The sequence below is a fragment of the Nonomuraea sp. NPDC048892 genome (genome assembly GCF_040649735.1).
Lineage (GTDB): Bacteria > Actinomycetota > Actinomycetes > Streptosporangiales > Streptosporangiaceae > Nonomuraea > Nonomuraea maheshkhaliensis.
Genome location: NZ_JBEZFZ010000002.1, coordinates 63,015 through 75,194, shown reverse-complemented (window position 1 = coordinate 75,194; position 12,180 = coordinate 63,015). Strand labels below are relative to the sequence as shown.

The window sequence follows — 12,180 nt, the reverse complement described above, 5'->3', positions numbered from 1 at the left end:
CCGCGGGAACGTACATCACCTGGAAGAAGAACCGGGGTAAGCCTCAGCGGGTGCCGGGGTGGAACGGCAGGTGGCTCAGCCTGCGCAGCACGTAACCAGGTGTGATCATGACGACCTTCGGGGAGAACGGGCGGACGGGCTGCTTCAACGGGCCGGCATTCGCCCCGTACAAGCACGGCGACACGCGGCGCCGTATGGGACGCTGCTCATGGTCGCGGTTGCCTCGTTCACGCCGTAGCTAACGACCGGAGGGATTTCCGATATTCCCCACCGGTTTCGTGATCTGTGTCACGCTCCGCTACTTCACCTTACGGTACGAGCGCCGTTACTTCCGGCGCAGGCGCATCGCCAGCCGCACGATGAGGAACACCACGACACCGATCACGACCAGCTGCAGCAGTTCCGGGACGCCCATGTTGCCCATATCGCTCCACATCAGTGCCGGGGGTGACATGAGCGGAACGCGCGCGACTTGATCGAAAGTTCCCGAAGAGAGGGCCCCGTGATCACGATCGATCACGGGGCCCTACGGGACGGACGGTCAGGCGGCCACGGAGGACGAGGCGACCGAGGCCGGGGCGAGCGCGATGTCGAGGACCTCGCGCACGTCGCTGACCGGGTGGATGGTCAGCTCGGCGCGGACCTCCTCGGGCACGTCGTCCAGGTCGGGCTCGTTGCGAGCCGGGATGAGCACGGTCGTGATGCCCGCCCGGTGCGCCGCCAGCAGCTTCTGCTTGACGCCGCCGATCGGCAGCACCCGCCCGGTCAGCGAGATCTCACCGGTCATGGCCACGTCGCCGCGGACCAGCCGCCCGGACAGCAGCGAGGCCAGCGCCGTGGTCAGGGTCACGCCCGCCGAGGGGCCGTCCTTCGGCACGGCGCCCGCGGGGAAGTGGACGTGCACCGAGCGGTCCTTCAGCGCGGTGACCGGCAGCTCCAGCTCCGCGCCGTGCGAACGCAGGTAGGACAGGGCGATCCTGGCCGACTCCTTCATCACGTCGCCGAGCTGGCCGGTCAGCGTGAGCCCGGTCTCGCCGGTCTCCGGGTCGGCCAGCGACGCCTCCACGTAGAGCACGTCGCCCCCGGCCCCGGTGACGGCCAGCCCGGTGGCCACGCCCGGCACGGAGGTGCGCTGCTTGGCCTCGGGCAGCGACGACTCCGGCACGAACCTCGGCCGCCCGATGTAGTCGACCAGGTCGGCCTCGCCCACGGTGACGGGCAGCTCGCCCTTGGCGGTCACCTTGCGCAGGATCCTCGCGATCGAGCGCTCCAGCGAGCGGACCCCGGCCTCGCGGGTGTATTCGGCGGCCAGCCGGCGCAGCGCCGCGTCCTCGACCGTGACCTCCTCGGGGGTCAGCCCGGCCAGCTCAAGCTGCCTGGGCAGCAGGTGGTCGCGGGCGATGGCGACCTTCTCGTCCTCGGTGTAGCCGTCGAGGGTGACGATCTCCATGCGGTCGAGCAGCGGCCCGGGGATGGCCTCCAGGACGTTGGCCGTGGCCAGGAAGAGCACGTCGGACAGGTCGAGCTCGACCTCGAGGTAGTGGTCGCGGAACGTGTGGTTCTGCGCCGGGTCGAGCACTTCGAGCAGGGCGGCCGTCGGGTCGCCGCGGTAGTCGGCGCCGACCTTGTCGACCTCGTCGAGCAGGACGACCGGGTTCATCGAGCCGGCCTCGCGGATCGCGCGGACGATGCGGCCGGGCAGCGCGCCGACGTAGGTGCGCCGGTGGCCGCGGATCTCGGCCTCGTCGCGGACGCCGCCGAGCGCCACCCGGACGAACTTGCGGCCCATCGCGCGGGCCACGGACTCGCCCAGGGACGTCTTGCCGACTCCGGGAGGGCCGGCCAGGGCCAGCACGGCGCCGCTGCGCCGGCCGCCCACCACGCCGAGACCCTTGTCCTGGCGGCGCTTGCGCACCGCCAGGTGCTCGATGATGCGGTCCTTCACGTCGGCCAGGCCGGTGTGGTCGGCGTCGAGCACGGCCCTGGCGCCGGTGATGTCGTAGTTGTCCTCGGTGCGGTCGTTCCAGGGGATGTCGAGCACGGTGTCGAGCCAGGTGCGGATCCAGCCGGTCTCGGGCGACTGGTCGGAGGTCCGCTCCAGCTTGTCGACCTCCTTGAGGGCTGCCTCGCGCACCTTCTCCGGCAGGTCGGCGGCCTCCACCCGGACCCGGTAGTCCTCCTCCTCGGTCTCGGCGGAGTCGCCGTTGAGCTCCTTGAGCTCCTTGCGCACGGCGGCGAGCTGCTGGCGCAGCAGGAACTCGCGCTGCTGCTTCTCCATGCCCTCCTGGACGTCCTTGCGGATCGTCTCGGCGACGTCGAGCTCGGCGAGGTGGTCGCGCGACCACTCGACCAGCTTGGCCAGCCGGTCGGCCGGGTCGGCGGCCTCCAGCAGCTCGACCTTCTGCGCTGTGGTCAGCCACGGGGTGTAGCCGGAGCTGTCGGCCAGCACGGACGGGTCGTCGATCTGGTTGACCTGGTCGACCACCTGCCAGGCGCCGCGCTTCTGCAGGATGGTGGTGGCCAGGACCTTGTACTCCTTGGCCAGCTCCTGGGCGCGCTCGCCCACGGCGACGGTGTCGATGGTGTCGGCCTCGACCCACAGCGCGGCGCCGGGACCGGTCGTGCCGGTGCCCACCCTGACCCGGTTGACGCCGCGCACGACGGCGGCGGGCTCGCCTCCCGGGAGCCTCCCGACCTGCTCGACGACGGCCTGAACGCCGATCGCGCCGTAGCGGCCGTCGATCCGGGGAACGAGAAGGACCCGTGGCTTGTTGCCACCGGATGCACGGGCCGCGTCGATCGCGGCGCGCACCTCGGAGTCGGACAGGTCCAGCGGAACCACCATGCCCGGCAGCACGACCTCGTCGTCCAGCGGCAGGACCGGGAGGATCAAGCTCTCACTCATACGAACTCCCAAGGGTTGAGTTATACCGGCTCAACTCATCGGAGCCCCGCCGTGTTCCCTTCCTTGCCGATGTTCGCTCACGGCGATCGTAATCATGTAAGCGCAGCCTCAAGAACGGGCCCCGTCGTACAGTCGGCGGATGGACCCGGTTGAGCTCTTCCACGAGGTGGCGGCCACCGTTCCCGCCTACGGCAGGTTCCTCGCCGAGCAGGGGGTGGACCCGGAGAAGATCGTGACGCGGGACGACTTCGCCCGCCTGCCCATGACCACGAAGGACAGCTACACCCTGCGGCACCCGCTGCCCGACCTGTGCAGGAACGGCGTGATCGGGGACATGATCGCCGTCTCGTCCGGCTCCACCGGCACGCCGTCGTTCTGGCCGCGCTCGGCGGGCGACGAGCGGGTCATCGCCGAGCGGTTCGAGGAGGTGTTCAGGGACTCCTTCCTGGCCCGCGAGCGCCGTACGCTGGCCGTGGTCTGCTTCGCCCTCGGCACCTGGGTCGGCGGCCTGTTCACCATCGGCTGCTGCCGTCACCTGGCCGAGCGCGGTTATCCGATCACCGTGGTCGCCCCGGGTTCCGACCGGCGGGAGATCGCGCGGGTGCTGCCCGATCTGGCCCCGTACTTCGACCAGGTGGTGCTGCTCGGCTATCCGCCGTTCCTGAAGAACGTCATCGACGGTGAGGACCTGCCCTGGGCCGAGTGGGACGTCAAGCTGGTCACGGCGGGCGAGGTGTTCAGCGAGGAGTGGCGCACGCTGGTCGCCGAGCGGGCCGGGATCGCCGACCCGGTGCGGGGCATCGCCTCCCTGTACGGCACCGCCGACGCGGGCGTCCTGGGCAACGAGACCGCGCTGTCGGTCGGGATCCGCCGTTTCCTGGCCGCCCGCCCCGGCCTGGCCAGGGAGCTGTTCGGGGAATCCAGGCTGCCCACCCTCGTCCAGTACGACCCCGGCGTCCGCTACTTCGAGGAGCACCAGGGCACGTTGCTGTTCTCCGGCGACAACGGCGTCCCGCTCGTCCGCTACCACATCGCCGACGAGGGCGGCGTGCTGCCGTACGAGGAACTGCTGGGCTTCGTCCGCGCCCACGGCTACGAGCCCGAGGCGGAGGGCCCCGAGCGGCCCTTCGTGTACGTCTTCGGCCGCGGCCACTTCACCGTGTCCTACTACGGCGCGAACGTCTACCCGGAGAACATCGCGATCGGCCTGGAGCAGGCGGAGGTGAGCGGGTCGGTCACCGGCAAGTTCGTGGTGGAGGTGGCCACGGACGAGCGGCACGACCGGCACCTGACGGTGACGGTGGAGCTGGCGCCGGGCGAGCGGCCGTCCGAGGAGGTGGCCCAGGCGGTGGGTGCGTCGATCCTGGGCCAGTTGCTCCGGCTGAACAGCGAGTTCGCCGCGTACGTGCCCGCCGGGCGGCAGATGCCGTTCGTCCGGCTGCGCGAGGCCGGCGACCCGGAGTACTTTCCTCCGGGCGCCAAGCACCGCTACACCCGTTAGGCCGACACCCCCGCAGGGGTGAGGGCGGCGGCGATGCGCGACTCCGCCCAGGGCACCATGAGGAAGCCGCGCTTGACCGTCAGCACCTGCACGCCCGCCGTCCACGAGTTGATCCCCGGCACCGCGGCCAGCGTGCGGGAGGTGAAGTGGTGCAGGTCGGCGGTGGTGGGGACGATCACCTCGCAGACCAGCGACGCCTGCCCCAGCGTGGAGGCGATCATGCGGACGCCGCGCTCGCCGGCCAGCCGCTCGGCCACGCTCTCCTGCATGCTGGGCTCGACCGTCAGCCACAGCAGGATCTCGGCCTCGTAGCCGAGCGCCGCCGCCGGGATGAAGGTGGTGACGCTGGCGCAGCCCCGGTCGAGCATGGCCTCCAGCCGCCGCCTGGCGGTGCTCTCGCTGATGCCGAGGCGGCGGCCGATGGACTGGAAACTGGCCCTGCCGTCCTCGCGCATGGCGGCCAGCACCTCGCGGTCGACGTCGTCGAGGTGGCCACGCTCGCAGGTGTGGACGGGCCGGTGCAACGCGAACGTCGCGGCCTTCTCGCCGAGGACGGGCACGCTCCAGTCGTAGCTCACCTTGTACGTGTGCAGCACCAGGTCGGCGTTGCTCTGCTGCGCCCCCGGCACCGAGTGCACGTAGTCGACCAGCATCGAGTAGAGGTCGCGGTGCTTGGGCGCGACCAGCTCGAAGACGATGTCGTAGCCACCGGTGACGATGGTGACGTACCGGATGTCCGGATTTTTCGCCAGAAGCCCGGCCACTCTGAGCTGGCTGCCGGGCGCGCACGTCAGCCGCACCAGGAACACGTGGACGGGTCCCTCGTGCTCCAGGTGCGGCAGCACCGCCACGCGGGCCAGGCCCGCGCCCATGAGGTGCTGGGCCCGCCGCGCCACCGTCGTGGTGGAGATGCCGAGCAGCTGGGCGATGTCGGTCCAGCTCGCCCGGCCGTTCACGTGGAGCGCGGCCAGGATCTTGCGGTCTAGGTCGTCGAGATCTTCCATCGGGGGCATCATCGCGCGTTCAGCCCCGGTCGCGCACCCCGGACAGGAAGGCGCGCACGGTGGCCTCCCACAGCTCCGCCTCCTCGACCTGCGGCGAGTGCCCGGACTTCTCGAAGATCCGCAGCTCGGAGCCGGGGATCAGGCCGGCGATGGTGCGGCTGCACTCGACCGGGGTGATCCAGTCGTGGCGGCCGACGGTGATCAGGGTGGGGGCGGTGATGCCGGGCAGCAGGTGCTTGATGTCGTAGTTCGGCTGGTTGACGGCGAAGGCGTAGTTGTGGGTGGCGTAGTGGTACGGGGTCGCGGCCACCCGCTTCTCCACGGCGGCGGGGTCGTAGTCGTGGTCGTACAGGGGCAGGATCTCGCGCCAGCAGTCGCGCAGGTCGTCGTCGTCGCGCACGGTGCCGGACATGATCCGGTCGAGCTTGGCACGGTCGATGGTGACCCGGGAGGAGGCGGCGGCGTTGCGGATGGCCAGGTCCTGGTTGGCGTTGTCGGCGGAGGTGTCGCGCAGCACGACGGCGCTGACCCGGTCGGGGTGGCGGGCGGCGTACTCCATGGCGATGAAGCCGCCGTAGGAGCCGCCGGCGATGACGACGCGCTCGGCGCCGAGCCAGCGGCGCAGTCCCTCGACGTCGGCGACCCACTGCTCGTGCGTGAACGGGCCGTTCTGCCCGCTCTGTCCGGATCCTCGGGCGTCGAAGACGACCACCTTGTACGCGTCCGCGAGCCGGCCGAAGCTGCTCCTGGGCTCGGCGAGCGAGCCGAGGCCCGGCGCGCCGTGGTGGGCGATGATGACGTCGTCGCCCTCGCCGAGGACTTCGACGTTGAGCCGGTTGCCGTTGATGTCGACGAACAAAACGGTCCTTCCAATAGAGCAGATGATCAGATGATGACGTCGGTGAGCTCGCGCGGGTACGCCGTCAAGCGGCGCGGCCCTGACTCGGTGACCAGGACGGTGTCGGAGATGCGGTATCCGGCGTGGCCGGGCACGTACACGCCGGGCTCGCTGGACAGGATCATCCCGGGGGCCAGCTCGGTGGTGTCGCCGTACGACAGCCAGGGCGGCTCGTGGAAGCCGAGCCCGATGCCGTGCCCCTGCCGGTGGCGGATGTGCTCGGCGAACCCGGCCCGCTCGATCACCTCCAGGCAGCGCCGGTTGGCCTCCTCGCAGGTGGCGCCGGGGACGAGCGCCTCGGTGCCGAGCTCCTGCGCCTCGCGTACGACCTCGTAGTAACGGGCCTGCTCGGGAGTGGGCTCGCCGATGACGAACGTGCGCTCGCTCTCCACGAACCGGCCGCCGACGGCGCAGCCGAGCGAGAGCATGAACGTCTCCCCGGCGCGCAGCCGGTCGCCGCCGGGCAGGCGGTGCGGCTGGGCGGAGTTGGGGCCGCCGTAGACGAGGCCGCCGGTCAGCATGGGCACGACGACGACGTCCTCGTGCTTGGCGTACATGAGGCGGGAGCCGTGGGAGATGACGTGCCCGGCCAGCTCGGTCTCGGTGGGCAGCTCGCCGCCGGCCTCGACGGCCGACCTGACCAGCTCGACGCCGGCCTCGATCATCTGGTCGGCGATGCGGGCGGCCTCCTCGTGCAGCGTGATCTCCTCGGGCAGCTTGCGCAGCCGCACCCGGCCGAGCGCGCCCGAGGCGCTCCAGCGGGTCGAGGGGAACGCCTCGGCCAGCGCCTCCGCCCGGCCCACGCTGGTCGAGGGCGCGTACGCGGCCGCTTCTGGAGCGGGGACGTGCGCGGCCAGGACCGCGAACGGCGACCTGACGCCGGGGAACTCGGGGTAGGCCACGATCTCGGCCCTGGCCTGCTGGTCCTGGGCGTACTCGCGTTCCAGGTCGGGCACGAGCAGCACGGGCTCGCCGTCGAGCGGCAGCCAGCAGGCGACCGGCCGCTCGTTCGGGAAGTGGTGGAAGCCGGTGAGGTAGGCGACGTCGAGCGGGTCGTCGAGGATCAGGGCGGACAGGCCCTCGCGGGACATCTCCGCTCGTACCCGGTCGAGCGCACCCGCGTAGAAGGCGCCGGGCAGCCGCTGGGAGAAGGTCATGTGTCGCTCCTGTGGTTGCGGGCGTCGTTGTAGGCCACGGAGAGCAGCGTCGTGGACAGGACGAGCAGCAGGATGGCCAGCGACGGGAACAGGGTGGTCCACCAGGCGGAGGCCAGCGCGCCGGACTGCTGGGCCTTGTGCAGGATCGTGCCCCACGACCAGCTGTTCGGATCGCCGAGCCCGAGGAAGGACAGCCCGGCCTCCGACAGCACGGCCCGGGAGGTGGTCAGCACGACCGACACGCCGACGACGGGGATGACGCCGGGCAGCAGGTGCTTGCGCACGATCCACAGGGACGAGCCGCCGACGATCTTGGCCGCCGACACGAACGGCATGGGCACGATGGCCAGGGCCTGCGAGCGCACCACGCGGGCCACCTCGGGCCAGCTGAACAGCGCGATCACCACGGCCAGCGTGCGCACGCTGGGCCCGGCCAGCGCCGCGACGAGGATCATCAGCGGCAGCACGGGCAGCGACAGCGACAGGTCGACCAGCACGCCGAGCGGGGTGTCCAGGCGCCGGAAGTAGGCGGCGCAGACGCCGATGAGCAGGCCGATGACGATGGCCAGCACGGAGGCGCTGACGCCGACCGCCATGCTGACCCTGGTGCCCCAGACGACCTGGGCGAAGACGTCCTGGCCGATGTCGTCGGTGCCGAACCAGTGGGCCGCGGAGGGCGGCTGGGAGGTGTCGGCGCCGTACCCCTCGGGGAACGGCGCGATCAGCGGCGCGCAGATCGCGACCAGGGCCAGCAGGATCAGCAGGATCCCGCTGGCCACGCCGAGGGGGTTGCGGCGGAAGGAGGACCAGGTCCGCTGGCGCGGCGTGAGTTCCACGGCGGCTGCCGTCATGAGGTACGCACCCTGGGGTCGAGGATTCCGTAAGCCACGTCGGTGATCAGGTTGGCCGCCACGACGGCCGCCGCGAGCAGCACGAACGCGCCTTGCAGGACGGGGAAGTCGAGCTGGCCGACCGCCTCGTAGATGGCGCGGCCGATGCCGGGATAGGCGTAGATCGTCTCGGTCAGCACCGCGCCGCCGACGAGGGTGCCGAGCTGCAGCCCGGCGATCGTGGTGGTGGGCAGCAGCGCGTTGCGCAGGGCGTGCTTCCACACGACCGTCCCCGGCCGCACGCCCTTGGCCTTGGCCAGGGACACGTAGTCCTCGCCGAGCGCCTCGATGAGCGTGGTCCGCATCGTCAGCACGTAGCCGCCGAGCTGGATGAAGACCAGCGACAGGCACGGCAGCACCAGGTGGTGCAGCATGCTGAGCGTGGCGCCCAGGCCGGTGGCGTCCAGGTCGACCGCGCCGCCGATGGGGAACCAGCCGAGCCAGACGCCCAGCACGTACATGAGCAGGATGCCGACGCTCCGCACGAACAGCGACTGGGCGGTGATGCCGGTGAGCTGGATGACGCGGTCCAGCCAGCCCTTGGCCCTGGTGGCGGCGAGCACGCCGAGCGGGATGCCCAGCGCGATCGTCACCACCATGGCCGAGATGGTCAGGATCAGCGTCCAGGGCAGCCGCTCCATGAGCACGGTCGTCACGGGGATCGACTGCCGGAAGGACATGCCGAGGTTGCCCTGCACCAACTGGCCGAGATAGTCGAGGTACTGCGCCGCCAGCGGCTTGTCCAGGCCGAAGTCGGCGAGCAGCTTCTGGCGCAGTTCCTCGGTCATGTTCGGATCGGCCACGGCCAGCACCGGGTCACCTGGCAGCAACCGCACCAGGAAGAACGTCACCGTGACCGCGAACCAGAGGGTGAGCAGGCCGCGGGCCAGCCGGAGGCCGATGAAGCGCATGCCGATCAGCCCGCGGGCTTCGCCGCGGCGAGGGAGAGCGGGTTCAGGATGGACAGCAGCTCGCTGGGCATCGGCTGGAACCCGGTCCACTTGGCGGAGTGGGCGACGTTGAACGTCTCGACGTACAGGACGTTGTCGTAGACCTGGTCATGGATGATCCTGGCCGCCTCCTGGATCGGCGTCTTGGCCTCCTCCTGGGTGAGCGCCCGCTGCGCCTGGTCGATCAGGTCGTCCAGCTTGGGGTCCTCGACCTGGGCGTAGTTGATGAACCCGCCGCTCTTGAAGGCCAGCCCCAGGTTGGCGGGCGGGTTGTCCATGACCGCCCACGAGCCGGCGTAGATGTCGAAGTCCCGCTTGGTGGTCTTGTCCAGGTACGTGTTGCGCTCCAGGCCCTGCAGCTCGATCGTGATGCCGGCCTTCTTGGCCGCGTCGCGGACCATGGGCGCCCAGCGGGCGATGTTCGGGTCGGCCTGGTCGTAGATCATGCTCAGGCTCAGGTTCGTCTGCCCGGCCTCGGCCAGCAGTTTCTTGGACTGCTCGGGGTCGAAGGCGTACTCCTTCGACGCCGTGTCGGTCCACTGGGGCAGCGAGGGCGTCAGCACGCTGGAGTTGGAGGACTTGGCGAAGCCCTTCAGCGCGATGTTCCTGATGGCCTCGTAGTCGACGGCGTGGGCCAGCGCCTGGCGGACGCGGACGTCGTCGAGCGGCTTGCGCTTGGTGTTGTACTGCAGGTGCGCCCAGCCCAGCGACGGGATCTGCTCCAGCTTGACCTTCTGGTCGTTCTTCAGCTCGATCGCGGTGGCCGGCGGCAGCACGTTGCCGATCATGTCGATCTCGCCGTTGCGCAGCGCCAGGACCTCGGTGTTGACGTCGGGGAAGACGCGGAAGACGACCTGCTTGACGGTGGGCTGACCGGGCCCGAAGTCGTCCACCCGGTCCATGATGTAGCGCTGGCCGCGCTCGACCTTGGTCAGCTTGAACGGCCCGGCGCTGACCCAGTCCTTGTCGTTGGCGAACTTCTGCACGCTCGGCGCCTTGGAGAAGACGTGCTCGGGCACGACGGGCAGCCAGAAGCCCACGTTGTCGAGGAACGTGCCGTCGGGGCGGGTGAGCTTGAAGCGCACCTCGGTCGGCGAGACCGCCTCGGCCTTGTCCAGCGCGGTGATGAGCCCGGCCACCACGCCGAACTTCTCCTTCTGCACCGCGGTCACCGAGAACACGACGTCGGAGGCGGTGACCGGCTTGCCGTCGGACCACTTCATGTCGTCACGCAGCTTGGCGGTCGCGACCTTGCCGTCGTCGGAGTAGGACCATTCGGTCGCCAGGTACGGGATCCGCTTGCCGGTGGCGTCCATCTGGGTCAGCTTCGGGTACATGAGGTCGGTGACCCACGAGTCCGTACGGCTGTTGCCGACCAGCGGGTTGTAGTTGACCACGTCGGCGGTGGTTCCGATGGTCAGCCGGTCGGCGCTGGCGGGCGCCTGAGTGCCCGGGGAGCCGGAGGAGCCTGAGGAACCGGGCACGCTGGGAGCGCAGGCCGTAAGCGCCACGGCCAGCGCGGTGAGAAGAACCGCACGTCTCATCAGATCCAGACCTCTTCCAGCACGCGCATGACGTTGCCGCCGATGACCTTGGTGATCTCGTCGTCGGAGTAACCGTGGGTGACGAGCCACGAGATGATGTTCCAGAAGCACTCGGCCGGGTTCTCCAGGCCGTCCACGTAAGGGACCTTCTCGTACGCCTGGCCCGCGTGGGCCTCGTTGAGCGACAGGTGCTCGGCGAACGTGTCGTGCAGCCCCACGTGGTCGCCGAACAGCGTGTCGGGTCCGAAGGCCACGTGGTCGATGCCGACCAGGTCTACACAGTACGTGAAGTGGTCCATCACCGACTCCAGGCTGTGCCGGGGATGGTCGGGCGACAGGGTGGTGTGGGGGGCCGCCTCCAGCCCGATCACGCCGCCGCGCTCGGCCGCGGCCTTGATGACCGAGTCCGGCTTCATCCGGTTGGTCGGCCAGACGGAGCGGGCGCCCGCGTGGGTGATGAGGATCGGCCGGTCGGAGTGGCGGATCGTGTCGAGCGAGGTCTGGTCGCCGGAGTGAGAGACGTCGATGGCGATGCCCAGCTTGTTCATCCGGCGCACGGCCTTCTCGCCGAACAGCGTCAGCCCGCCGTCGCCGCGCTCCTTCAGGCCGCTGCCCAGGGTGTTGGCCTCGCTGTAGGCGATGCCCATCTGGCGCACGCCGAAGCCGTAGAGCATGTCGATCCGGTCGACCTCGTTCTCGATCATCGTGGCCGCCTCCAGGGCGAGCACGAGACCGATCCGGCCGCTGGAGTGCGCCTCGTGCACGTCGGCCAGGCGCTCGATCTTGATCAGGAAGTCCTGGTGGGCCACGTCCGACAGGCGCATGCCGATGTCGGCCACCACGTCGTTCCACTTCCAGCCGGCCTGGCTGGTGATGCAGCAGGTGCCGTCCATCAGGTTGTCGAAGACGACGGTCATGCCGGAGCGGGACAGGCCCTCGTAGCCGGTGTGGTGGCGGGCGGTGCGGTTGTAGTCGACGGTCTGGCTGATGTCGTCGGGGAAGATCGACGGGTGGTCGTGCAGGGAGACGACCAGGCTGTCGGTGAGCAGGCGACGTACGCGCTCGCTCTGCTCGGAGGTCAGCTCGGGCCCCTGGTAGGCCGGCACCCGGCCGAGCTCAGGCGCCAGGTCGAACCGGCGGTAGTCGACGCCCTCCTCCAGGTATTCGTACGAACGGTAGCCCTTGTAGCTCTTCGCAGCTTCCAGCATCTGGTAACCCCTCTTGTCCAATTGCCCGCAGCTTGCCAGAATCAGGCGTGAAAGACAATATTGGAGTTGTTTTCCGGCATCACAGACTTTGTTAACGCCACGTTTCGTCATGATCATAGAAGG

At 69.9% G+C, this 12,180-nt stretch carries 10 protein-coding genes; 1 reads left to right on the top strand and 9 read right to left on the bottom strand.

Annotated elements, in window-relative coordinates:
- Positions 1–325: 325 nt before the first annotated feature.
- On the bottom strand, positions 326–520 hold the full coding sequence (locus AB0C28_RS05840; protein WP_357840969.1) for a hypothetical protein: 195 nt from the start codon (positions 518–520) through the stop codon (positions 326–328).
- 21 nt (positions 521–541) lie between these two features.
- A complete protein-coding gene (gene lon, locus AB0C28_RS05835; protein ID WP_357840967.1) occupies positions 542–2,905 on the bottom strand; it encodes an endopeptidase La in 2,364 nt (787 codons plus the stop codon).
- A gap of 139 nt (positions 2,906–3,044) precedes the next feature.
- Here lon and AB0C28_RS05830 point away from each other — a divergent pair, with 139 nt between their 5' ends.
- Positions 3,045–4,406 (top strand): phenylacetate--CoA ligase family protein, encoded by a 1,362-nt coding sequence (locus AB0C28_RS05830; protein WP_358073210.1) that lies wholly within the window; start codon positions 3,045–3,047, stop codon positions 4,404–4,406.
- Here the strand turns inward: AB0C28_RS05830 and AB0C28_RS05825 are convergent.
- The 7 genes from AB0C28_RS05825 to AB0C28_RS05795 are packed head-to-tail and all read right to left on the bottom strand — an operon-like array spanning position 4,403 to position 12,057.
- Positions 4,403–5,410: an Lrp/AsnC family transcriptional regulator gene (locus tag AB0C28_RS05825; RefSeq protein WP_358073209.1), complete on the bottom strand. Its 1,008-nt coding sequence runs from the start codon at positions 5,408–5,410 to the stop codon at positions 4,403–4,405. The genes AB0C28_RS05830 and AB0C28_RS05825 overlap by 4 nt on opposite strands.
- A 19-nt stretch (positions 5,411–5,429) precedes the next feature.
- Positions 5,430–6,269, bottom strand: coding sequence for an alpha/beta hydrolase (locus tag AB0C28_RS05820; RefSeq protein WP_357840959.1), 840 nt, complete (start codon positions 6,267–6,269; stop codon positions 5,430–5,432).
- Positions 6,270–6,295: 26 nt separating this feature from the next.
- A complete protein-coding gene (locus tag AB0C28_RS05815) occupies positions 6,296–7,465 on the bottom strand; it encodes a Xaa-Pro peptidase family protein (protein ID WP_357840956.1) in 1,170 nt (389 codons plus the stop codon).
- Positions 7,462–8,316 carry an ABC transporter permease gene (locus tag AB0C28_RS05810; protein WP_357840953.1) on the bottom strand — a complete coding sequence of 285 codons (855 nt, stop codon included), beginning with the start codon at positions 8,314–8,316 and terminating at the stop codon, positions 7,462–7,464. Before AB0C28_RS05810 ends, AB0C28_RS05815 begins: the two co-directional genes overlap by 4 nt.
- On the bottom strand, positions 8,313–9,266 hold the full coding sequence (locus AB0C28_RS05805; RefSeq protein ID WP_358073208.1) for an ABC transporter permease: 954 nt from the start codon (positions 9,264–9,266) through the stop codon (positions 8,313–8,315). Before AB0C28_RS05805 ends, AB0C28_RS05810 begins: the two co-directional genes overlap by 4 nt.
- A 5-nt stretch (positions 9,267–9,271) precedes the next feature.
- Positions 9,272–10,849, bottom strand: coding sequence for an ABC transporter substrate-binding protein (locus AB0C28_RS05800; protein ID WP_357840950.1), 1,578 nt, complete (start codon positions 10,847–10,849; stop codon positions 9,272–9,274).
- Positions 10,849–12,057, bottom strand: coding sequence for a membrane dipeptidase (locus AB0C28_RS05795; protein WP_357840947.1), 1,209 nt, complete (start codon positions 12,055–12,057; stop codon positions 10,849–10,851). Before AB0C28_RS05795 ends, AB0C28_RS05800 begins: the two co-directional genes overlap by 1 nt.
- Positions 12,058–12,180: the final 123 nt, after the last annotated feature.

What these genes read in the sequence shown, in the direction of transcription:
- lon (WP_357840967.1), bottom strand. Translation starts at nt 2,905, where the DNA reads ATGAGTGAGAGCTTGATCCTCCCGGTCCTGCCGCTGGACGACGAGGTC.
- AB0C28_RS05830 (WP_358073210.1), top strand. Translation starts at nt 3,045, where the DNA reads ATGGACCCGGTTGAGCTCTTCCACGAGGTGGCGGCCACCGTTCCCGCC.
- AB0C28_RS05825 (WP_358073209.1), bottom strand. Translation starts at nt 5,410, where the DNA reads ATGGAAGATCTCGACGACCTAGACCGCAAGATCCTGGCCGCGCTCCAC.
- AB0C28_RS05815 (WP_357840956.1), bottom strand. Translation starts at nt 7,465, where the DNA reads ATGACCTTCTCCCAGCGGCTGCCCGGCGCCTTCTACGCGGGTGCGCTC.
- AB0C28_RS05810 (WP_357840953.1), bottom strand. Translation starts at nt 8,316, where the DNA reads ATGACGGCAGCCGCCGTGGAACTCACGCCGCGCCAGCGGACCTGGTCC.
- AB0C28_RS05805 (WP_358073208.1), bottom strand. Translation starts at nt 9,266, where the DNA reads ATGCGCTTCATCGGCCTCCGGCTGGCCCGCGGCCTGCTCACCCTCTGG.
- AB0C28_RS05800 (WP_357840950.1), bottom strand. Translation starts at nt 10,849, where the DNA reads ATGAGACGTGCGGTTCTTCTCACCGCGCTGGCCGTGGCGCTTACGGCC.
- AB0C28_RS05795 (WP_357840947.1), bottom strand. Translation starts at nt 12,057, where the DNA reads ATGCTGGAAGCTGCGAAGAGCTACAAGGGCTACCGTTCGTACGAATAC.